21 protein-coding genes and 1 riboswitch are annotated in these 23,577 nt (G+C 38.6%); of the genes, 18 read left to right on the top strand and 3 right to left on the bottom strand.

Annotated elements, in window-relative coordinates:
• Positions 1–53: 53 nt before the first annotated feature.
• The 12 genes from ABC382_RS09995 to ABC382_RS09940 all read left to right on the top strand — a co-directional run bounded on the left by ABC382_RS09995 (position 54) and on the right by ABC382_RS09940 (position 14,625).
• The gene (locus ABC382_RS09995; RefSeq protein ID WP_412926787.1) at positions 54–1,316 is read left to right on the top strand and encodes a carboxylate--amine ligase; all 1,263 of its coding nucleotides are present in this window, start codon (positions 54–56) and stop codon (positions 1,314–1,316) included.
• Between the two features lie 217 nt (positions 1,317–1,533).
• Complete coding sequence (gene miaB, locus ABC382_RS09990) at positions 1,534–3,078, top strand: tRNA (N6-isopentenyl adenosine(37)-C2)-methylthiotransferase MiaB (RefSeq protein ID WP_407133107.1); 1,545 nt, start codon at positions 1,534–1,536, stop codon at positions 3,076–3,078.
• Complete coding sequence (locus ABC382_RS09985) at positions 3,079–3,516, top strand: YlbF/YmcA family competence regulator (protein WP_274796071.1); 438 nt, start codon at positions 3,079–3,081, stop codon at positions 3,514–3,516.
• 133 nt (positions 3,517–3,649) lie between these two features.
• Entirely contained in the window at positions 3,650–4,309 is a 660-nt protein-coding gene (cotE, locus tag ABC382_RS09980) for an outer spore coat protein CotE (protein ID WP_274796072.1), read from the top strand.
• A 128-nt stretch (positions 4,310–4,437) separates the two neighbouring features.
• Complete coding sequence (mutS, locus tag ABC382_RS09975; RefSeq protein WP_412926786.1) at positions 4,438–7,008, top strand: DNA mismatch repair protein MutS; 2,571 nt, start codon at positions 4,438–4,440, stop codon at positions 7,006–7,008.
• Positions 7,009–7,023: 15 nt separating this feature from the next.
• Positions 7,024–8,889, top strand: coding sequence for a DNA mismatch repair endonuclease MutL (mutL, locus tag ABC382_RS09970; protein WP_274796074.1), 1,866 nt, complete (start codon positions 7,024–7,026; stop codon positions 8,887–8,889).
• A gap of 18 nt (positions 8,890–8,907) precedes the next feature.
• A complete protein-coding gene (glpK, locus tag ABC382_RS09965) occupies positions 8,908–10,401 on the top strand; it encodes a glycerol kinase GlpK (protein ID WP_274796075.1) in 1,494 nt (497 codons plus the stop codon).
• An 18-nt stretch (positions 10,402–10,419) separates the two neighbouring features.
• Positions 10,420–12,066, top strand: a complete 1,647-nt coding sequence (locus ABC382_RS09960; RefSeq protein WP_274796076.1) for a glycerol-3-phosphate dehydrogenase/oxidase — start codon at positions 10,420–10,422, stop codon at positions 12,064–12,066.
• Between the two features lie 3 nt (positions 12,067–12,069).
• Positions 12,070–12,987, top strand: a complete 918-nt coding sequence (locus ABC382_RS09955; protein WP_412926785.1) for an alpha/beta fold hydrolase — start codon at positions 12,070–12,072, stop codon at positions 12,985–12,987.
• Entirely contained in the window at positions 12,974–13,876 is a 903-nt protein-coding gene (gene miaA / locus ABC382_RS09950; protein ID WP_322605928.1) for a tRNA (adenosine(37)-N6)-dimethylallyltransferase MiaA, read from the top strand. The genes ABC382_RS09955 and miaA overlap by 14 nt, the downstream gene beginning before the upstream one ends.
• Before the next feature lie 118 nt (positions 13,877–13,994).
• On the top strand, positions 13,995–14,225 hold the full coding sequence (gene hfq / locus ABC382_RS09945; protein ID WP_274796079.1) for an RNA chaperone Hfq: 231 nt from the start codon (positions 13,995–13,997) through the stop codon (positions 14,223–14,225).
• 97 nt (positions 14,226–14,322) lie between these two features.
• On the top strand, positions 14,323–14,625 hold the full coding sequence (locus ABC382_RS09940; protein WP_274796080.1) for a rhodanese-like domain-containing protein: 303 nt from the start codon (positions 14,323–14,325) through the stop codon (positions 14,623–14,625).
• Between the two features lie 45 nt (positions 14,626–14,670).
• Here the strand turns inward: ABC382_RS09940 and ABC382_RS09935 are convergent, their stop codons facing one another.
• Positions 14,671–15,066 carry a hypothetical protein gene (locus tag ABC382_RS09935; RefSeq protein WP_312505493.1) on the bottom strand — a complete coding sequence of 132 codons (396 nt, stop codon included), beginning with the start codon at positions 15,064–15,066 and terminating at the stop codon, positions 14,671–14,673.
• Positions 15,067–15,324: 258 nt separating this feature from the next.
• On the opposite strand from ABC382_RS09935, the gene ABC382_RS09930 reads away from it, so the two are divergent.
• Both ABC382_RS09930 and cobT read left to right on the top strand, forming a co-directional pair.
• Positions 15,325–16,179, top strand: a complete 855-nt coding sequence (locus tag ABC382_RS09930; protein WP_322605926.1) for a DMT family transporter — start codon at positions 15,325–15,327, stop codon at positions 16,177–16,179.
• 41 nt (positions 16,180–16,220) lie between these two features.
• A riboswitch (cobalamin riboswitch) is annotated at positions 16,221–16,396 on the top strand.
• Between the two features lie 89 nt (positions 16,397–16,485).
• Positions 16,486–17,541 (top strand): nicotinate-nucleotide--dimethylbenzimidazole phosphoribosyltransferase, encoded by a 1,056-nt coding sequence (gene cobT / locus ABC382_RS09925; RefSeq protein WP_412926784.1) that lies wholly within the window; start codon positions 16,486–16,488, stop codon positions 17,539–17,541.
• A gap of 53 nt (positions 17,542–17,594) precedes the next feature.
• On the opposite strand, the gene ABC382_RS09920 is transcribed toward cobT, so the two are convergent.
• Positions 17,595–18,200 carry a trimeric intracellular cation channel family protein gene (locus ABC382_RS09920; RefSeq protein ID WP_274796084.1) on the bottom strand — a complete coding sequence of 202 codons (606 nt, stop codon included), beginning with the start codon at positions 18,198–18,200 and terminating at the stop codon, positions 17,595–17,597.
• A gap of 341 nt (positions 18,201–18,541) precedes the next feature.
• Between ABC382_RS09920 and ABC382_RS09915 the strand changes: the two genes are divergently transcribed.
• The 3 genes from ABC382_RS09915 (at position 18,542) to glnA (ending at position 21,708) form a co-directional block, all read left to right on the top strand.
• On the top strand, positions 18,542–19,792 hold the full coding sequence (locus ABC382_RS09915) for a methionine gamma-lyase family protein (protein WP_412926783.1): 1,251 nt from the start codon (positions 18,542–18,544) through the stop codon (positions 19,790–19,792).
• Positions 19,793–19,940: 148 nt separating this feature from the next.
• Positions 19,941–20,318, top strand: coding sequence for a MerR family transcriptional regulator (locus ABC382_RS09910; protein ID WP_274796087.1), 378 nt, complete (start codon positions 19,941–19,943; stop codon positions 20,316–20,318).
• 55 nt (positions 20,319–20,373) lie between these two features.
• Positions 20,374–21,708, top strand: coding sequence for a type I glutamate--ammonia ligase (gene glnA / locus ABC382_RS09905; protein WP_274796088.1), 1,335 nt, complete (start codon positions 20,374–20,376; stop codon positions 21,706–21,708).
• An 82-nt stretch (positions 21,709–21,790) separates the two neighbouring features.
• Here the strand turns inward: glnA and ABC382_RS09900 are convergent, their stop codons facing one another.
• Positions 21,791–22,099, bottom strand: coding sequence for a CotD family spore coat protein (locus ABC382_RS09900; RefSeq protein ID WP_274796089.1), 309 nt, complete (start codon positions 22,097–22,099; stop codon positions 21,791–21,793).
• A gap of 362 nt (positions 22,100–22,461) precedes the next feature.
• Between ABC382_RS09900 and ABC382_RS09895 the strand changes: the two genes are divergently transcribed.
• Positions 22,462–23,466, top strand: a complete 1,005-nt coding sequence (locus tag ABC382_RS09895) for an ABC transporter substrate-binding protein (protein ID WP_412926782.1) — start codon at positions 22,462–22,464, stop codon at positions 23,464–23,466.
• Positions 23,467–23,577 lie beyond the last annotated feature (111 nt).

The following is a 23,577-nucleotide window of genomic DNA, read 5'->3' as shown; positions in this document are numbered from 1 at the left end:
TGGAGCTTGCATACAAATGATTAAATTCAATTTAATATGTGAGGCGAGTCAAATTGACATTCATAAATGAACAACCCTTTTTGCCTATTATTATTCAATCGGGTCAGCATGCCTATGGAGTAGCCCGCTCCTTTTATGAAGCCTATCGTATCAAAAGTCTTGTTATTGAGCCTGCTGTAAAGGATAGAAATATTCGTACGCTCCTATTAGGCGGCTCACAAGGCGTTGCCACACAAAATAGCAGTATATTGGAGTTTCAATATGTAGAGAACTTAGATGAGCCTGCCTACTTTGTACAAGCTTTAATCAGAGTAGCACTGCAGTATCAACAGAAGAAATTGATTTTAATCGTTTGTGACTGCTATTACGCAGAGCTTATCATTGAAAATAAAGTACAGCTTGAAAAATATTTTATTTTACCTTATATTGATCAAACTTTGCTTAAGAGGGTGCAAACGAAGGAAAAATTTTATCAGCTTTGTGATCAGTATCAATTAAACTATCCCCAAACCATCATTGTAACTAAACAGCACCTACCGGGTAAACTCCCTTTCCAGTATCCAGTTATCATTAAACCCTCTAATCCAGTGGCCTATACGAATTGTTCTTTTCCAGAAAAGAAAAAAATTTTTTTTGTGCAGGATGCCGCTGAGATGCAGCATATTATTCAATCTATTTATCGTTCTAGCTATCAAGATGCCTTGATAGTACAAGAATTTATTCCAGGCGATGATTCTTCTATCCGTGTACTAGATGTTTTTGTAGGAAGAGATCACAAAGTCAAATTAATGTGTATCAGCACCAAGCTGCTTGAAGATCCATCCCCACAGAATAAAGGTATTTCTTTAGCTGTTATGACTGATTACGATGAACAGCTAATGGAGTCCATCCGGCACTTTTTAGAGGACATAGGCTATAGCGGTTTTGCTAATTTCGATATGAAATATGATGCCAAAGTCGGAGTATACAAGCTATTTGAAATGAATTTACGTGCAGGGGCTTCAAGTCACTATGTGACAGCAAGCGGTTATAATTTAATGCAGTATATGGTGGATGAGTATTTACTTGGCATACATCATGAACGAACGTATGTCCAGACAAAGCATATATGGTCACTCCTTCCACCGAAAACTTTATTAAAATACATGCGGAATGAAAAATTAAAAATAGAAGCAAAGCGTTTAATGAAAGAAGGACGATATACGGATGCATTGCTTTATAAAAAAGATGTAAATATCAAGCGATGGATCAAGCTGAAATTGTATAATCGATACTTACATGTAAAGTATCACAAGTACTTTCATGAAAGTGATTGATTAAATAAGTGAATAACAGGATTGAACGTCTAAACTGCAGGATAGCACTTAAAATTTAAAAGATATAATGGATAGATATACTTCCAACTTGCTGTAATTAAGTCGAATCCCCGACATTTGAGGCGCAAACCTTGTAGGAAGTATCAACTATTCAGTATAATAGTAAAATGGAAATTCAAGTGCATGGATTTCGTTTGAAAGGAGTTACCTGATTGCGATGAATGAGGAACAACGCTTAGCTAATCAACAGGTCAATCAACCAAAAAAAGAAGACAAGCCTGAAAAGGATTATAGTAAATATTTTGAGAGGGTCTTTACAGCTCCTTCCTTAAAAGATGCTAAAAAACGTGGCAAAGAAGATGTTAAATACCATAAGGATTTCAGCATTGCCGAGGAATTTGCAGGCATGGGTAAAGATCGTACTTTTTACATTCGTACTTATGGCTGCCAAATGAATGAGCATGATACAGAAGTAATGGCCGGGATTTTTATGCAGCTTGGCTACACACCAACAGAGGCGATTGAAGAGGCTGACGTTGTCTTACTGAATACATGTGCTATTCGTGAAAATGCAGAAAATAAGGTATTTGGAGAACTAGGTTTCCTACTAAAATATAAACGTAAAAACCCAGAAATGCTGATTGGGGTTTGTGGCTGTATGTCGCAAGAGGAATCGGTTGTCAACAGAATTTTAAGAAGCTATCCACACGTCGATATGGTATTTGGTACGCACAATATTCATCGTTTACCAAACATTCTTAAAGAAGCCTATATGTCGAAGGAAATGGTTGTAGAGGTTTGGTCAAAAGAAGGCGATGTCATTGAAAATCTGCCGAAAAAGCGACTTGGTTCTATTAAAGCTTGGGTTAATATTATGTACGGTTGCGATAAATTCTGTACGTATTGTATCGTTCCCTACACACGTGGTAAAGAACGTAGTCGACGTCCAGAAGAAATCATTGCTGAAGTTCGTGATTTAGCGGCTGCAGGCTATAAAGAAATTATGCTTCTGGGGCAAAATGTCAACGCTTACGGGAAGGATTTTGAAGATATCGATTATCGCCTCGGTGATTTGATGGATGAATTAAGAAAGATCGATATCCCACGTATCCGTTTTACAACAAGTCATCCGCGTGATTTCGATGACCATTTAATCGAAGTGCTTGCAAAACGCGGGAACTTAGTGGAACATATTCATTTACCTGTACAATCTGGCTCTAATGAAGTTCTAAAAATTATGGCTCGTAAATATACACGTGAGCATTTCCTTGGATTAGTAGACAAAATTAAAGCCGCAATACCTGAAGTTACCTTAACGACAGATATTATTGTTGGCTACCCAAATGAAACAGAGGAGCAATTCGAGGAAACATTGTCGTTATATCGTGAAGTGGGCTTTGAGGCAGCATTTACGTATATTTATTCTCCTCGTGAGGGAACACCAGCGGCTAAAATGATTGACAATGTACCCGAAGAGGTCAAAAAAGAGCGCCTTCAACGTTTAAATGAAGTAGTGGGTGAATACTCTCGCAAAGCATTGGAACGATTAAAAGGTGAGATAGTCGAAGTTCTAGTTGAAGGTACAAGTAAAAAACGCGATGATGTCTTAGCTGGCTATACGCGAAAAAATCGTCTGGTTAACTTTAAAGCGCCAGCTGAAGTAATTGGTCAATTAGTAAAAGTTAAAATAATAGAGGCTACCTCTTATTCGCTTACTGGTGAATTTGTAGAAGTCGTAAAAAATGAAAAGGTGGAAGCGTAAATGACACAAGTCTTATATACAAAAGAAGATTTAATTAAAAAATCACATGAAATTGCACATATGATTGCGAATACGCCAGAGGTTGAATTCTTTAAAAAGGCAGAGGCACAAATTAATGAAAATCAACAAGTACGTGAACGTATTGCAAGTTTAAAAAGCTTACAAAAACAAGCTGTTAATTTCCAACACTTAGGAAAAGAAAAAGCATTGAAAATGATTGAAGATAAAATCGCTAAAATTGAAGAAGAAATTAATGACATCCCAGTTGTGCAACAATTTAAAGAATCACAAGGCGATGTGAACGATTTATTGCAACTTGTTTCGAATACAATTGCTAATAATGTAACAAATGAAATTATTCGCTCAACAGGTGGCGATGTACTTCGCGGTGAAACAGGTTCATACGTAGAAAACTCTCAGCCAGGTAGCTGTTCTTAAAAAATCATAGAAATGAAAGCTCGAATGACAGCATTCGAGCTTTTTTATGTCTTCTTCTATAGAAGGACTCTATCCTATAGTAGACATCTCATGGAAAAGAATCTTGCCGAACCATTACATTCTCTAAAAATATATGTTCACCCAATGGGCGCTACCTGCATATGATGGAGTGAAAAGAGTCGAAGGAGGAATTGCGCTGAAACGTTTACGACAAATCGTGACGAAAGCAGTAGTTGCCAAAGGGAAGAAGAGAACGGAAGAACGTGTCACATTATCACCAACAAATAAACCGACAAGTATTTTAGGATGCTGGGTTATCAATCATACGTGCTCTGCAAAAAGAGTCGGGAAATTTGTTGAAGTAACAGGGAAATTTGATGTCAATGTATGGTATGCGTATAGTAACCATTCGAAGACAGCTGTGTTTTCCGAAACAGTTCACTATAAAGACAAAGTGAAGCTTCACTACCGAGAAGGCGAGATTAGCGTTGGTGAGGATGTTCGAGTACGGGTGTTACAAGAACCAAATTGTATTGAAGCGGTCATCTCTCCATGTGGTACAAAGTTTGAAATTGTAGTAGAACGTGAAGTAGTAGTTGAAGTAATGGGTGAAACAACAATTTGTATTAGTGTCCATCCATTAGACTATGAGGAAGATTGGAACTTTAATGATGAAAGCTCATCATCATCGTCATCAAGCTCAAGCTCAAGTTCAAGCTCATCTTCGAGCTCTGATGGTGAAGGTAGGTATGTGTTAGAGTCTTCATCGTTTCCTGATGAACGACCAAGATAAATCTAGAAAACATCATTTTTTGATACATGCGGAACGCTAGCATCTTAAAAAAGGTGAATCAAGCGTTTCGCATGTATCTTTTGTTATAATAAAAATATCTATTAGGCAAGAGCGAGGTAAATATTTATATGACAACATATACACCAATGATGCAACAGTATCTACAGGTTAAAGAAGATTACAAAGATGCCTTTTTATTTTTTAGATTAGGCGACTTTTATGAAATGTTTTTTGAGGATGCCATTAATGCCTCACAAATTTTAGAAATTACATTAACGAGCCGAGATGCAGGGGCAAAAGAGCGAATACCCATGTGTGGGGTGCCTCATCACTCGGCTAAAAATTATATTGAAACACTTGTACAAAAAGGGTATAAAGTGGCGATTTGTGAACAAACAGAAGATCCAAAGCAAGCAAAAGGTGTGGTAAAACGGGAGGTCGTTCAATTGATCACACCAGGTACCATTATGGAAGGTAAGGCGCTTGACGGTAAATCTAACCATTTTATTGGAGCAGCAGAGCAATTGGATGACACAACTTTTGGCTATGCTTATTTAGATTTATCAACAGGCGAAGCAGTTGCTTCTTCTATAGAAGGCGATGGAAAAGCTCTTTTAATGCAAATGCAAGCTTACGGCATTCGGGAGCTTATTGTGACTGATAGTTTACAACTATTGTTAGCAGAGCATGCCGTCAATGAGGGAATTGTGCTTTCAGTTGAAACTAATGAAATGCCGATCGATCAAGCAGCAAGCTATTTAGAAGCGGTCCCACAACCATTACAAATTGCATGTCTGCGTTTGTTAGCTTATATTGACCAAACACAAATGCGTTCCTTATCACATATTCAAGCATTCACATTTAATGAAATAAAAAATTATTTACGAATTGATTCTAGTTCTAAACGAAATTTAGAGCTGATTCAATCGATTCGTGGCGGAGACCAGAAAGGGACACTTTTATGGCTGCTTGATGATACTGTAACGGCGATGGGTGGGCGTAAATTAAAGCAATGGCTTCATCAACCACTTGCCACTCGATCAGCTATAGAAGCAAGATTAGAGATTGTAACCGATTTATTGGAAGCATATTTTGTGCGAACAGAGCTGCAAACAGCCTTAAAACAAGTATATGATTTAGAACGCTTGGCCGGTCGTGTTGCTTTTGGTAATGTGGGTGGACGTGATTTAGCTCAATTGCGTGATTCACTACGCCAGGTACCAACCATCCAGCAACAATTGCTGGATGCAGACAAGGAAACGCTTCACCGATTGGGTCTAGCACTCGATACATGTACAGATGTTGAGGCACTGTTAGCAAAGGCAATCACAGATAATCCGCCTATTACCATTAAAGAAGGAGACGTCATCCGTGATGGCTTTAATGAACGACTAGATGAGCTTCGCTATGCTGCTCGTAATGGCAAGGATTGGATTGCTCAGCTTGAACAAGAAGAGCGGATGAAAACGGGTATTAAGAATTTAAAAATAGGCTATAATCGAATTTTTGGTTACTATATTGAAATTACAAAATCCAATATCCATTTAGCGGATTTAACTCGCTATGAGCGTAAACAAACACTAGCTAATGCAGAGCGCTATATTACCCAGGAGCTAAAAGAAAAAGAAGCGTTAATTTTAAATGCAGAGGAAGAAAGCTTAACTTTAGAGTACAATCTGTTTGTGGAAATTCGAGATGCATTAAAAGCATATATTCCCCGTGTCCAAGCACTCGCAGCAAGCATTAGCGAGCTAGATGTTTTACTAAGCTTTGCAAGTGTTTCAGAAAAGTATCGTTTTACGAAACCAGAATTTCATGGTGGACGTGCCTTAGAAATTATCGAAGGCAGACATCCCGTTGTTGAAAAAATGTTAAATAAACAAATGTATGTACCAAATGATTGTGTGTTAGAAGAGCAGAACAATATGATGCTCATTACAGGGCCAAATATGTCTGGTAAAAGTACCTACATGCGTCAAGTTGCCTTGATTGTTGTGATGGCGCAAATGGGCTGCTATGTACCTGCTGAAAAAGCGAAGCTACCGATTACCGATCAAATTTTTACTCGAATTGGGGCGGCTGATGATTTAGCAGCAGGACAATCCACATTTATGGTCGAGATGCTTGAATCCCAGCATGCCATTATGCACGCAACGAAAAATAGCCTGATGCTATTTGATGAAATTGGGCGTGGAACATCGACGTATGATGGTATGAGTTTGGCCCAGTCAATGATGGAATATATTCATGACAAAATCGGAGCCAATACGTTATTTTCTACGCATTATCATGAGTTAACAGCACTTGAAAAGGATTTACCTCGTTTACAAAATGTACATGTCTCAGCCACAGAAAAAAATGGGACGGTTGTCTTTTTGCATAAGGTAAAAAAAGGAGCTGCTGATAAATCCTACGGTATTCATGTGGCGCAGCTTGCGCAATTACCAGAGGAAATTTTAGCGAGGGCACGTGTATTGCTAGAGAATTTTGAAGCAGGTAAAGAAGTAGTAGCCGAAAAACAGGAAATAGCCGAACAACCCGTGCAAATGTCCTTATTTGCTGAGGAGGAATCAATTTTGCCAGCTGAGGCAGAGGTGCTAAAAAAATTAGAAAAAGTAAATATTTTAGGAACTTCACCAATGCAGGCAATGAATATTTTATATGAACTACAGCAAGAGCTTATTAACGCCAAAAAATAAAGGAGTGATTCGTTAGTGGGAAACATACAAATTATGGACGAGTGGCTATCCAATAAAATCGCAGCAGGAGAAGTGGTAGAAAGGCCAGCTTCTGTTGTCAAAGAGTTAGTTGAAAATGCTATTGATGCTGGAAGTACGTCCATTGATGTGTTTTTACTAGAAGCGGGTCTTACTTCTATTCAGGTAATTGATAATGGTGGCGGTATGGATGAAGAGGATGCCTTAATGTCATTCTCTCGCCATGCTACTAGTAAAATTCATCAGGAACATGATTTATTCCGCATTCGTACATTGGGGTTCCGTGGAGAAGCATTGGCATCGATTGCTTCTGTTTCTAAAATGACATTAATTACATCGAATGGGGAATCTGGAACACATTTAGAGCTTGAAGGGGGACATATTCTAACACATAAGCCCGGTCCCTTACGTAAAGGAACGGATTTAACGGTTTCACAGCTCTTCTTTAACACACCCGCTCGCTTAAAATATATGAAAACTATTCAAACTGAACTAGGGCATACAATAGACTTGATGAATCGCCTCGCGCTTAGTAATCCTCAAATTGCGTTCAGATTACTGCATAATGGTCAACAATTATTGCAAACGAATGGACGAGGAGATGTGCAACAAGTTCTTGCTGCTATCTATGGTATACATAATGCCAAGAAAATGGTGTCGTTCCAGGGAGAGTCACATGACTATCGAATTTTTGGCTTTGTAACCTTGCCAGAGGTAACACGTGCATCTAAAAATTATATGTCCTTATTTGTTAATGGTCGCTGGGTTAAGCATTATTTAGTACAAAAAGCAATTGTAGATGCCTACCATACGTATTTACCTATCGAGCGTTTTCCAATCGTTGTCCTCTACATTGAAGGTGATCCATATTTAACAGATGTCAATGTGCATCCTGCGAAGCATCAGATTCGTTTAAGTAAAGAGCCAGAGCTTTTGAAATTAATAGAAGAAACCATTCGAGAAAAAATTCGCAGTGTTATTCGCGTTCCACAAATGGAGAAGAAGGAAAAAAGCGTCAAACCTGTGACGGAGCAATTAAATATTTGGAAACCTGCGCCCAAGATAGATGTTGAGAAGATGAATGCAATCGTAGAAAAACTGTACGATGTACAAACTATTCAAGAAAATAATCAACAGTCAGTTGAGCCAGAGCCTATTCCTGATGTTGTGGGGGATAAGGATAATTGGCAGCCAGCCCCTCAAATAGAGACTAATGAGGTTGAAGAGGTAAGCATTGTAGAACAACAAGAAGTATTAGAGGATGAGCCAACGAAAGAACCGTTTCCCGAACTGGAAGTAGTAGGACAAATCCATGGCACATACATTGTTGCACAAATGGAGGATGGTTTTTATTTAATTGATCAGCATGCTGCACAAGAACGGATTAAATATGAGTTTTTCCGTGAAAAGGTTGGTCAGGTCAATCCACATGAACGTCAGGCATTACTGCTCCCACTAACATTCCACTATGCTGCCGATGAGGCACTTATTTTACGAGAACATAAGCAAGAGTTAGAAGCTGTAGGTGTATTTTTAGAGGAATTTGGACAGTCATCTTTCGTTGTCCGTGAGCACCCAAGTTGGTTCCCACAAGGGGATGAACAGGAAATCATCGAGGATTTAATTGAACAAGTGCTGACAACGAAAAAGGCTGATGTCAAAAAGTTACGTGAAGCAGCAGCCATCATGATGAGCTGTAAAAAATCGATTAAAGCCAATCATTTTCTAACAAAAGAACAAATGGAAACATTGCTGCGAGATTTACGCAATGCAGATAATCCATTTACATGCCCACATGGACGTCCAGTGCTTATTCACTTTACATCGTATGAAGTGGAAAAAATGTTCAAACGGGTAATGTAGTAAGAAGGGAGAATAGGAATGGGCGAATTTATTTTAGCGATTGATCAAGGAACGACAAGTTCAAGAGCCATTTTATTTAATAAAAAGGGTGAAATTGTTCATGTAGCACAAAAAGAATTTCAACAAATTTTCCCGAAGGCTGGGTGGGTAGAGCATAATGCAAATGAGATTTGGGGTTCTATCTTATCTGTTATCGCCGCTGTATTAACTGAAAGTGGACATGAAGCAAGTGAAGTCCATGCAATTGGCATTACCAATCAGCGGGAAACAACGGTTGTCTGGGATAAACAATCAGGTCAGCCAATTTACAACGCTATTGTCTGGCAATCACGCCAAACACAGGATATTGTGAATACGTTAAAAGAACAAGGACATGAAGAACTATTTCAGCAAAAAACAGGATTACGTTTAGATGCTTATTTTTCAGCCACAAAAATAAAATGGATTTTAGACAATGTGGAGGGTGCACGTGAACTCGCTGACAATGGAGACTTGCTATTTGGAACGATTGATTCTTGGATTGTTTGGCGATTATCAAAGGGAAAGGCCCATATTACGGATTATTCAAATGCAGCACGAACAATGCTTTATAATATTCATAAATTGCAATGGGATGAGGAACTTTGCAAGCTGTTAGATATCCCTATGTCCATGCTCCCTGAAGTGAAAAATTCATCAGAAATTTACACAGAAACTGCTCCAAGTATTTTCTTTGGTGAAAAAATTCCAATTGCTGGTATTGCAGGTGATCAACAGGCAGCTCTATTTGGGCAAACTTGTTTTACCAAAGGAATGGCCAAAAACACGTACGGCACAGGCTGTTTTATGTTAGTAAATACGGGACAGCAGGCGGTAACATCTGAGAATGGATTATTGACAACCATTGCATGGGGAATAGATGGGAAAGTGACTTACGCATTAGAGGGTAGTGTTTTTGTAGCTGGGTCAGCTATCCAATGGCTACGGGATGGACTACGAATGATACGCACCGCCGAAGATTCTGAAACCTATGCTACAAAAGTAGATGATACGGACGGTGTCTACGTTGTACCCGCCTTTGTGGGACTAGGTACTCCTTATTGGGATACAGATGCTCGTGGTGCCATTTTTGGCTTAACACGAGGAACGTCTAAAGAACATTTTATCAGGGCAACACTTGAATCACTAGCTTATCAAACGAAGGATGTACTAGATGCGATGGAGGAAGCGGCTGGCACACCAATTGAAGTGCTGCGTGTAGATGGTGGGGCCGTCAAAAATCAATTTTTAATGCAGTTCCAAAGTGATATTTTACAGCTCCATGTAGAGCTAGCAAAGCTCAATGAATCAACAGCACTAGGCGCGGCCTATTTAGCAGGGCTTGCTACTAGCTTCTGGCCAAACCAAGAGGCTTTATCGGCATTATGGATGAGTGGTCAAACCTACCAACCACAAATGGATGAAGAACAAGCCACAGCTCTTTACACAGGCTGGCAAAAGGCTGTAGAAGCTACACGAATTTTTAAATCATAGCTATTGGGGGAAAAAAGTATGTTTTCATATGAGCATCGTCCAAAAATTTTATATTATCTTGAGCACTATAGCTTTGACGTATTAGTCATTGGTGGAGGGATAACAGGTGCAGGTATTGCATTAGATGCTGCATCGAGAGGACTTTCAGTTGCATTAATAGAAATGCAGGATTTTTCAGCCGGTACCTCTAGCCGTTCAACAAAACTTATTCACGGCGGTTTACGTTATTTAAAGCAATTTGATGTGGGTGTCGTAGCAGAAGTGGGACGTGAGCGTGAGATTGTGTATGATAATGCGGTTCATGTAACAACGCCTGAAAAAATGCTCTTACCTTTATATAAAAAGGGCTCGCTCGGTCCTTTCACAACATCTCTAGCATTAAAGGTATATGACAGATTAGCAGGTGTAAAAAAACATGAACGAAGAACGATGTTAAACGCTCAAGAAACACTAGCATTAGAGCCATTACTCAATCAAGATGGACTTGTTGGTGGCGGCTATTATGTTGAATATCGAACGGATGATGCACGTCTGACGATTGAGGTATTAAAGAAGGCTGCTGAATATGGTGCACTGTGTCTTAATTATGCAGAAATGAAGGAATTTATTTACGAAAAGAAAAAGCTTGTTGGCATTAAGGTGGAGGATCATTTAACGGGGAGAATACTCGATGTTCATGCTGCACAAATTGTCAATGCTACAGGGCCTTGGGTAGATGAAGTGCGACAAAAAGATAAAGTAGCTGATAACAAGCAATTACGATTAACAAAGGGTGTTCATATTGTCCTAAAACAAAAGGACTTTCCACTGAAGCAAGCTGTTTATTTTGATATTGCCGATGGGCGTATGGCCTTTGCCATTCCACGAGATGGCAAAACCTATGTAGGGACAACTGATACTGTCTTTGAAGGTGATCCTGTACATCCTATTGCAACCCAGCAAGATGTGGATTATTTAATTGATGCAGCTAAACGTGTTTTTCCAACAGCTACAATTACTAGAGAAACAATTGAATCCACTTGGGCAGGAGTACGCCCACTAATTTATGAAAAAGGAAAGGACCCTTCTGAAATTTCAAGAAAAGATGAAATTTGGACGGCACCAAGTGGTTTAATGACGATTGCAGGTGGAAAACTCACAGGTTATCGTCAAATGGCAGAGACAATTGTAGATAAAATTGTTAAGGTTCGTCGTTATAAGCATGCGAGTGAATGTTTAACTCGTGAGCTATCACTCTCGGGTGCAAAGGGAATCAACGCTATTAATTTCCCTGACTATATAGCCTATAAAGCACGAGAAGGTGTCCAATATGGCTTGAATTATGATGAAGCCAAACAGCTTGTACAAAAGTATGGTACGAATGTTGATGCGTTATTTGATCGTGTGAAATATTTACATGAACATGGCAGTACAATGCCTTTAGCCTTACATGCCATGCTATTGTATGGCATTGAAGCAGAAATGGTCTATACACCGAGCGACTTCTTTATTCGTCGTACTGGCTTGTTATACTTTGATATTGAAGCAGTGAAGCTCTATAAGCAACAAGTGGTTCAAGTAATGCAACAACACTTGAATTATACGGAAGAACAAAAAAATACTTATATAGCTGAATTAGATCAAGCTATCATGGATGCGACAAATTTTGTAAATGAAGGGGAGTAAGGGATGGAGCGTTATATTCAAATGTCGGATGATCAATTTGTCTTCACGCGAACATTGGAGCCATCAACGCCATGCATTGGTCATATACACATTTTGCATGGTATGGCAGAGCACAGTGGTCGTTATGTAACATTTGCCAAAACACTCAATGTATTTGGCTATGCTGTAACGATGCACGATCATCGTGGACATGGTGAAACGGCCGCTTATAATGGCACATTAGGCTTCTTTGCTGAAGAAAACGGCTTTGAACGTGTTGTAAAAGATGCCCATGAAGTGATAATGCAATTACATGCACCGTTTGCAGATGTCCCATTCATTCTATTTGGTCACAGTATGGGTTCATTCATTACACGGCGTTATATTCAACTATACGGAGAGCAAGTTGATAAAGTAATACTTTGTGGTACCGGAAATGTTACAGCTTTGCATGCAGTGGGAAATATTGTCGCTAAAGCATTAGCGAAGGGACTTGGTAAAGAGTCGGAAAGTAATTTGTTAAATCAGCTGAGCTTTGGTAGCTTTAATAAACAGTTTCCGAATCCAAAAACTGCCTATGACTGGCTATGCTCAGTACAGAAAGAAGTCCAAAAGTATATTGATGATCCCTATTGTGGCTTTATTCCGACCAATCAATTTTTCGTTGATTTAACGTCGGGCTTAACAACACTAAATCGTAAAAAAGAATTAGCGAAGGTAAGACAAGATCTTCCTATCCTCTTGATTAGTGGTAGTAAGGATCCCGTAGGTGAACAGGGGCTAGGGGTTTACGCAGTTGCTGAACAATTAACTGCGGTAGGTGTAAAAGATGTAACGGTTTATTTATTTGAGGATAAGCGGCATGAGATTTTAAATGAAGACAATCAAGAAGAAGTCTTTCAAGTTATATTACGGTGGTTAAAAAAATATGATACAAACTAGATTACAGCAGGCAGAGGTCGTAGCTATTGTGGGGCCAACTGCTTCTGGGAAAACAGCTTTAAGTATTGAACTTGCAAAAAAATATAATGGTGAAATCATAAATGGTGACTCCATGCAAGTTTATAAAGGACTGGATATAGGGACTGCTAAAATTACGGAAGAAGAGATGGAGGGTATCCCACATCACCTACTAAGCTTTTTAGAGCCGACAGAATCTTTTTCAGTGGCAGATTATCAAAAACTAGTGCGAGCCAAAATTGCAGAAATCCAATCTCGACATAAGTTACCCATTATAGTAGGTGGCTCGGGCTTATATGTACAAGCTGTCTTATATGATTTTCAATTTACTGATGAAAAAGTCGATGAGGCTGCACGTAAAGCCTATTATGATGAATTAGCAAAGCTTGGCCCAGAGGCAATGCACGATAAGTTAAAACAACTAGACCCTCAAACGGCTGAAACGATACATCCAAACAATACTCGACGTGTGATTCGGGCATTGGAAATGTTAGAATTAAGCGGTGTATCCAAAGCTGCAGAAGCACAAAATCGAGGTGAAGTGCCTCTATACAAGCATGTCATTTTAGGGCTAGGTCAAAATATGTCACGTGAAGTGCTGTATGACCGCATTAACCATCGTGTTGATTTGATGATGGAAAAAGGTCTTTTAGAAGAGGTTAAAGGATTATGGCAGCAAAATATTCGAGATGTTCAGTCCATACAAGCGATTGGTTATAAGGAACTATATGATTATTTGGATGGAAAATGTTCCCTTGAGGAAGCGATAGACAGTTTAAAACAAAATTCTCGCCGCTATGCAAAAAGACAGCTTACCTATTTCCGCAATAAAATGGATGTCTATTTTATGACGACACATGAGCAATTATAAAAGTTGACATATTTTCTTGCTAATTAAAGAAATATTTCTAAAAATTACTAATTGATAAATTGGTAGAACGTGCTACTATAGGAATGAAGAGGTAGAAAGTTAGTAGGGAGGCTATTTGATGAAATCAATCAACTTGCAAGATACGTTTTTGAACCAACTACGTAAAAACAGTGTTTTTGTAACTGTATTTCTGTTAAATGGATTTCAGTTAAAAGGGACTGTGAAATCATATGATAATTTTACAGTTTTATTATTAGATGCTGAAAATAAACAGCACCTAATCTACAAGCACGCCATTTCTACATTCGTTCCAGCTAAACAAATAGATTTTTTAGAGACAGAAGCATAAAAAGATAGTATTAAACAGTTAGTGTTCTCCACACTGGCTGTTTTTTTTTCTTCAGGCTATAATGATAGAGGAAATTGATATTTGGAGGACGAGTTTTATGAAATCGATGGAAACAACGCAATTATTAGATCTATTGGATGCTAATGAAGACCTATATATTATTGACGTTCGAGAAGACGAAGAAGTAGCGCATGGCATGATTCCTGGCGCTCAGCATATTGCCCTTGGGACAATCCCAGAGCGTTTAGATGAATTAGATGTAGAAAAGCCGTATATTGTTGTATGTAAGGCTGGTGCTCGTTCTGCGAATGCTTGCGCCTATTTAGAAGCTCAAGGATTTGATGTAACAAATCTTGAAGGCGGCATGCTTGCATATGATGGAGAATTAGAATTTAAATAATGTGATACGTAAAAAGAAAGAGTGCCTACTCTTTCTTTTTTAGCTCTATTCTTTTAATGAATTCATAATGTAACCAAAGTTTTCTGCAAAATTGTTATAAAGATTCACATTTTTTTGTCCTTTAATCTTTGCAGCATAACTGGCAAAGTTCAAACCAGCCCCGTAAACTTGTAGTGCACCATTCGCAAGATCCCCCTTTTGGAGAAGCTCAATACCATCCTTTAAAAAATTGTCACTTTCATCAAAGTGACACTCCGTAATGTATTTATGTCCGCTATGAAATAATTTTAAATTTTTTATAATTGTATGTGCTGTTTCTTCGCTGATAGATGCGTCGATGTCCATTAATAACTGATTAATTGGTTTTACGAGCTGGGCATACAGGCTATCATGAGTTTCACATGTTTCAGCAATGGCGTTTCTTAATTCTTTTGCATTCATCGTATCTTCTCCTTTTTCATCATTTAGATTATTGAATAATTTACCTCATTTTTTCAAAGACAAACTCTCCTGAATTTTCAGAAATATGTTATGATAACATGAAATGAAGGAGGGATTTTGTATGTTTCGATCAATAGCACCCCCAACAATGTCTTTACATTAGAATCTACTGTTTAGGCATCCGATAACTGATTGCTCATTCTTATTAGATTCTACTGTATAGGCTCAAACTATATGCGTAGAAAGTAGGAATTTTTAATGAGCGGAAAATTAGCATTTGTATTATCTATGGTTATTTTTGGTGCTGTCGGTGTTTTTGCAAGGTATATTCCTTTAGCTTCTAGTGAGATTGCCTTTTGGATGAGTGGCATTGGTGCTTGTTTTTTACTAGTAATTTTTATTTATAAAAAGGAAAGCTTTGCAAGAAGCGCTATTGTCCTGAATAAATGGCCGTTATTAATTTCAAGTGTTGCTTTATGTGGAAATTGGATATTTTTATTTCAGGCGTATAAGGAAACGACCATTGCTAATGCTGCCCTAAGTTATTATTTTGCACCCGTATTGGTCATCTGTTTATCGCCTATTATTTTAAAAGAAAAGCTAGTTGCAAGAAAAATAGTTTATGTTGGTGTAGCACTTATCGGTCTTTTTTTGATAATGCAAAGTCAGAACGCAGAAAATAGTGGACACTTAATTGGTATTGTCTATGGTCTGATTGCGGCATGCTTTTACACCCTACTAACATTTACAAATAAAAATATTCGCGGGTTAAAGGAACCACATAATACGATTATCCAACTCTGTTTAGCTGCATTTTTCCTCAGCCTCTATATTGTAGGAACGACGGGTTTTCAGGTGATGCAAATAAATTTTGCTTCTATTCTATTACTCATCGTATTGGGCATTGTCCATGCAGGTATAGGGTTTTATTTATTCTTTTTAGGCATGTCACAGCTAAAAGGTCAAAGTATAGCTATTCTTAGCTATATTGATCCACTGACATCATTAGTGATCTCCACGATGATTATTGGAGAAAAAATGACGCTGCTACAACTAATAGGAGCCATTCTCCTATTAGGCTCCACATTACAAAGTGAAATCGAAAAAGTGTAAAAGGGTTTGACAGGAAGAATAAGCTGTCGTAGATTTAAAGTAATTTAATAAAAGCATTAGGTGCCCAAAGGGGAGAATAGGGAATAAAGTGAAAATCTTTAGCGGACCCGCCACTGTATAAGGGAGTTCTATAGTAAATACCACTAGCGCGTTGCTGGGAAGGTGCTGTGGAATGCTGAACTTGAGCCAGGAGACCTGCCTATTTGCTTTAAAAGGTATGGATGATGGAAAAGTCTGTAGTTTATTTGTTGTGACGATAAACTACAGGCTTTTTCTTTTTGTCTTAAAAGGAAAGGAGAAATTATCATGCAATTACTACAAAACACGTTACAAAACATCCAAGGTGCTGACATGAAAACGAGGGAGCAAGCAAGAAAGCGTATAGATGCTCTCTGTAAGCCCCCTGGTAGTTTAGGAAAACTAGAGTCCATTGCTGTGCAGCTTTCTGGGATAACTGGACAATTATATCCGCTCGTTGATAAAAAGGTCATTATTGTCTGTGCTGCTGATCACGGTGTTTGTGAAGAAGGTGTAACCACGAATCCACAAGATGTTACGGTCTTTCAAACATTAAATTTCCCTCAAGGTGGTACAGGCGTTTGTGCAATTGCAAACATTACCAATGCCAAGGTTGTCACAGTAGATGTAGGGGTGAAAGAAGAGATTCCACACGGTGCAGGTGTCATCATCAATAAAATAAAGTACGGTACAGACAATATTGCAAAAGGACCTGCCATGTCTAAAGAGGAAGCCATTCAAGCAATTGAAGTAGGAATTCATGTGGCGACAGAGGAAATAGCAAAAGGGGCTAATGTACTTGGCACAGGTGAAATGGGCATTGGTAATACAACACCTAGTGCTGCTATTTTAGCTGTATTGACTGGATGTGATCCAATTGAAGTAACAGGGTTTGGGGCAGGTGTAGGCAATGGTGGCATTGCTCATAAAGCAGCGGTTATTAAAAAAGCTATTGAGGTCAATCAACCAGACCCTCAAGACGGTTTAGATGTATTAGCTAAAGTCGGGGGCTTAGAGATAGGGGCCATGGCTGGTATCATACTAGGGGCAGCTGTCCATCGTAAGCCGGTTGTGATTGATGGTTTTATTTCAACTATTGCCGCACTTATCGCATATAAGCTTGAACCGAAAGTAAAAGATTATATTATCCCTTCCCATGCTTCAGAGGAACCGGGTGCTAAAATTGCCGCAGCGTTACTCGGCATTGAACCAATGCTACATATGAACATGCGCTTAGGAGAAGGCTCTGGTGCCGCCTTAGCTTTTCCCATTTTAGATGCAGCCTGCTCCATGATGAACAATATGGTGACGTTAGAGGAAGCGATGCAACTATTAGCTAAATAAAAAAGGAATAAGCCTGTATAGTTCCAATACTATTTGGGCTTATTCCCCACTCATTATGCTCGATTTAGCTTACGTAAAGGCAAACGCCATTTCATCATATAGGAAAGAATGCGTAACACTGTGATGATGGCGAATAAAATATAAAGGAAGATGTCTCCTGTAAACACTTCAAATCCAATAATTAGCCCTGCAAGTGCAGCCCAAACACCATACACCTCATCTCGTAGAACTAATGGTTTACGTCTAGCCAATAAATCACGCACAATGCCGCCACCCGAACCAGTTAAGACAGCAGCTACTATCACAGCACTAATAGGCATATCTAGTTTCACGGCATACAACGCACCTTGAATTGCAAATGCTGATAAGCCAATCGCATCTGTGAAGTTACCCCAACGATGCCAATGCTGAATCAAATGATGAGGGAAAATAAAAAATATAGTAATCGCTGCTAACGCAATTTGAAACATCATATCCTGCCCCCATAAGGTCGTGACAGGTAGTCCAATAAGTAAATTTCGAATAGCCCCTCCGCCAAAAGCAGTTACAATTCCGAGTATATAGACGCCGAATAAATCGTATTCTTCTTCCATGGCAATAATTGCCCCAGAAATAGCAAAGGCAATTGTTCCGATAATACTAAAAACCTCCCAAGCCATTCCTTTCACCCCTTCTATTAATAAATAAACTTCTTTTTATGTTAAAAGACTTTTCTTGTAACAAAATCTATGGATTTATGAGCCAAATTCAGTCATTAAACACGCTTCTTGAAACAAGTCCGCACATTAGCTTAGCGTAAAATGCGCTTAGAAACAATAGGCAAGTTTTGCAGGTACACATACAAATTGTTAAGATGATAATGAAATAAAGAAAAAGATCTGTCATGAGCGTTGATATACCAGTAGTTGATTAGCAAATTCTAGAGAGAGTTAGTTCAATTTAGATCATAAAAATCTTACTGATTGAAATGCGGGACAACGGTGAAATGGAGAAGAAAAGAATGACGTTTACATCTAACTTATCAGTACAAACGCTATCATTAGCAGCACAAATAGAGGAGCGAGTTCGACCTTATCATGCAAAGGTCGAAGAAATGGCATTTTATAATCAACAGAAGGTGCTAGCAGCTTTCAGAAAGCATCAAGTAAGTGATTATCATTTACATCCATCAAACGGCTATGGCTATGATGATGAGGGACGCGATAATCTAGAGCGTGTTTATGCGGAAGTATTCGGTGCAGAGGCTGCCATTGTACGACCACAAATCATTTCCGGAACACATGCGATCACGCTTAGTCTATTCGGTGTACTTCGACCTGGTGATGAGCTGCTTTATATTTCTGGTCAGCCATATGATACATTGCAATCTATTGTCGATGGTGGTGACAAAGATACAGGCTCCTTGAAAGATTATCAAATCGGCTATCGCCATGTCGATTTACTGAATAACCAAGAAATTGATTGGACAGGTGTGGAAGCGGCTATTACTCCGCAAACTAAAATGATTGCAATTCAACGATCTAAAGGTTACGCGACACGACCTTCCTTTACGATTGCAGAAATTGCGGAAATGTGCGCAAAGATTCGTCAATTGGCCCCACAAGCGGTCATTTTTGTAGATAATTGCTATGGCGAGTTCGTAGAAGCACAGGAGCCTACAGAGGTTGGGGCTGATTTAATGGCCGGCTCACTGATAAAAAATCCTGGTGGTGGTTTAGCTAAAATTGGTGGCTATATTGCAGGCCGTGCCGATTTGGTGGAGAAATGTGCCTATCGCATGACATCTCCGGGTATTGGGGCAGAGGCGGGGGCTACATTAAATACACTAGGAGATTTTTATCAAGGATTCTTCCTAGCACCCCATGTCGTATCACAAGCATTAAAAGGGGCAATCTTTACGGCAGCCATGCTAAAGGAAATCGGGATGAATACGTCTCCAAGCTATAAGGCGAATCGCACGGATTTAATTCAATCTGTTTCATTCCAAACGGCACAGCAAATGATTGCCTTTTGTCGTGAAATACAAGCCAATTCCCCAATAAATGCCCATTATGCACCAGAACCAGCCTATATGCCCGGCTATGAAGATGATGTCATCATGGCTGCGGGAACATTCATCCAAGGCTCTAGTATTGAATTGACAGCAGATGGTCCAATACGTCCGCCGTTTACAGCTTTTATACAGGGTGGACTGACATATGAACATGTGAAGTTTGCTATTTGCAGTGCTGTTCAAGCTATTCAAAAATAATCATGTGGAAATTAAAAATTTGAACAGTTTTTTACAATTTTCTAGCACTTTTAAAAAAATAACATTGTCATGTCAGGAAACCTTACATGCTTGGTTGACAGTGAAAAAATTTCGTTATATGATAAGCGGGTATTGGAGGAGGACTTAAATGAGTCGTGAAATTAGACGAACTATGCCGTTATTATCGATGAGTATTGTGATGCAATTAACTGAACTTTCGGCACGACAAATTCGTTATTATGAAGAACACCATTTAATTGAGCCGCACCGAACAGAAGGCAACCGTCGAATGTTCTCACTAAATGACGTCGACACATTGCTTGAGGTTAAAGACTACTTAGAACAGGGTATGAATATGGCAAAGATTAAAAAAATATTTGCTAAAAAGCAAAATCCTGTTGCTACAATTGATGAGCAAGATTTAAGTGATTCAGAATTACGCCAAATCATGCGAGAAGAAATGCGACAAGCACAGCGCATGCAAAAATCATCCATCCGACGTGGGGATTTATCTCGATTCTATTAATTAATAGGGTAGGGTAAACATAAAAGCTAGACAAATTATAGGAGTGTGGAAAACTGTGGGTAAATACACAAAAGAGGACATTAAACGTCTCATCGAAGAAAAAAACGTAAGCTTTATTCGTTTACAATTTACAGATATTCTTGGCACAATTAAAAATGTTGAGATTCCTGTAAGTCAATTAGACAAAGCACTAGAAAATAAAATGATGTTTGATGGCTCATCTATTGAAGGTTTCGTTCGAATCGAAGAATCTGATATGTATTTATATCCTGACCTCGATACTTTCGTAGTATTCCCTTGGACTTCTGAAAAAGGGAAAGTAGCACGTTTTATTTGTGATGTTTACACTGCGAAAGGCGAACCATTTGCTGGTGACCCACGAAATAACCTAAAACGTATTCTTAAAAAAATGGAAGACATGGGCTTTTCAAGCTTCAATTTAGGGCCTGAGCCAGAGTTCTTCTTATTCAAATTAGATGCAAAAGGCGAGCCAACGTTAGAAGTAAATGACCATGGTGGTTACTTCGATTTAGCTCCAACAGATCTTGGTGAAAACTGCCGTCGTGATATTGTATTAGAGCTAGAGGAAATGGGTTTTGAAATTGAAGCCTCTCACCATGAGGTAGCTCCAGGACAACACGAAATTGACTTTAAATATGCTGATGCTGTTACTGCATGTGATAACATCCAAACATTCAAATTAGTAGTGAAAACAATCGCTCGTAAACATGGCTTACATGCTACGTTTATGCCAAAACCATTATTTGGTGAAGCGGGCTCTGGTATGCACTTTAACGTATCACTATTTAAAGGCAAAGAAAATGCATTCTATGATGAATCGACTGAATTAGGACTTTCTGAAACAGCTATGCAATTTATGGCGGGTGTTCTAGCACACGTACAAGGCTTCACAGCTGTGACAAACCCAACAGTTAACTCTTATAAACGTCTAGTACCTGGTTATGAAGCACCATGTTATGTAGCATGGTCTGCACAAAACCGTTCACCACTCATTCGTATCCCATCAGCTCGTGGGCTTTCAACTCGTGTAGAGGTACGTTCAGTGGACCCTTCAGCAAACCCATATTTAGCGATGGCTGTTATTTTAGAAGCAGGTCTTGAAGGTATTCGTCAAAGCTTAACACCACCTGCAGCTATTAATCGCAACATCTATGTAATGACAGAAGAAGAGCGTCAAGCAAATGGTATTGAAAACCTACCTGCAGCATTAGATGATGCTTTAACATTACTTGCAAAAGATAAAGTAGCACAAGCAGCATTAGGCGAGCATATTTATGCAAACTTTAAAGAAGCAAAAGAAATCGAGTTCGATATGTACCGTACAACAGTCCATCAATGGGAACGCGATCAATATTTAAAAATGTATTAATCATAAAAGATAAACCGAGTGGCTTATGAGGTCACTCGGTTTTTTTCGTCTAAATTTCTGTGTACGGTTAGACAGTTTTTTATTAATACCCCATATGTTTATGATGGTGTGGCATATGGCAAGGGTTAGGCGGCATACCGCACATTGTATGTGTTTCACAGCATTCATTAACGACAGATTCTGTGCATGGGAAATAGTATTGATGATCTATCATATGTTTGTTCACTGTTGTTACATGTGCTGGTTGTACGTGTGGAACAACTGTATGGATATAATTTGTGCGTACATATTGCTCTGGTGGTAAAAATTGTGGTGGATCAAATTGCGTTGGCATTGTTTGTGGCGGACAGCAGTGTGGACCTTTCGCCGGATGGCGTCTTCGTTGAAACATGTTATAACCTCCTGTTTTGATAAGTTGTAGTTCATTATTAAGATATGAGATATATGTCGATAGGGTCTATTTATTTGCCTATTAATGCATAGGTAAATCTAACAAGTAGCTAATTTGGTAGAAATTATAAAATCAACTTGCCTACATCTAGGAGTGAAATAAAAGTATCAAGATGAAGGATTTAACCTTTTTCTTTACTGTCAAAACTAATACATCAATGTCCTGAATTTTTTATTTAAAATAAATTTTGATGAAAAGAGTACGTTTTTTGAAAAAATAGATATTGTCATTAAAACAGTCGTACAGTATACTCTTTAATTGATAATGATTATCGTTATTAATTAAATCTTAGGAGGGTATGTATGCCAAAATTATCGCTACAAAGGAAAGACTTTTTTATATTTTTTACACTGCTATTTAGCTTTGCGCTCTTATTAGTTGGATGTGGGGAGTCAACATTGAACTCCAGCAGTTCACAAGAAAATGACAAAGCAGAAGTAAGTAACACGGAATCCTCTAGTCGAGAGATTAAACATGCAATGGGCACTACCACAATTAAAGGAACACCTACAAAAATCGTTACCCTTTACCAAGGGGCTACAGATGTGGCAGTAGCGTTGGGCATTAAGCCAGTTGGGGTAGTAGAATCTTGGGCTGAAGCACCTATTTATAATTACTTAAAAAATGATCTTGATGGTGTTGCAATTGTTGGACAAGAAACTCAGCCAAATCTTGAAGAAATTGCAAAGCTTAAACCAGATTTAATCATTGCTTCTAAAGTCCGTCATGAGGAAATTTATGATCAGTTATCTCAGATTGCACCAACAGTTGCTCATGAAACGGTTTTCGATTTCAAAGGGACAGCTGAAATGATGGGGCAAGCAATGAATCAAGAAGAAAAAGTTAAAGAGGTATTAGGGGATTGGGATACTCGAGTGGCTGATTTCCAAACAAAGATTCAAGAAAAGCTGGGCGATAAATGGCCATTCCATGTATCTGTTGTTAACTTCAGAGCAGACCATGCACGAATATATGTAACTGGGTATGCGGGCTCTATTTTAGCAGAGCTTGGCTTTCAAGGCCCTAAAAATTTAACAGATGATTCATTGGAAATCGTGAAACTAACAGACAAAGAAAGCATTACACAAATGAATGCTGATGTTATTTATATGTTTATGGAAAATGATGAAGCAGTCAAAAAAGTTTATGAAGAGTGGACAAATCATCCACTATGGAAAGAGCTTGATGCTGTAAAGGCAAATCAGGTTTATCAAGTAGATGAAATAAATTGGAATCTAGCTGGTGGGATTATTAGTGCTAATTTAATGTTAGATGATATTTATGACAAATTTGAATTAGAAAAATAGTGAAGGAGATAAGGGCTGTTTAGGTGTTGGAGAATGCTTGAACAACAGCCCTCTCCTGTAGTGTTAGAGATTTCGAAAACTACAACCCTATTCATAAGATAAAATGTGGAT

Origin of the sequence: Lysinibacillus phoenicis, assembly GCF_047238325.1 — a bacterium.
Taxonomy (GTDB): Bacteria; Bacillota; Bacilli; order Bacillales_A; family Planococcaceae; genus Lysinibacillus; species Lysinibacillus irui.
Note: the sequence above shows the minus strand (reverse complement) of the source record. Positions and strands in the feature narration are given on the sequence as shown.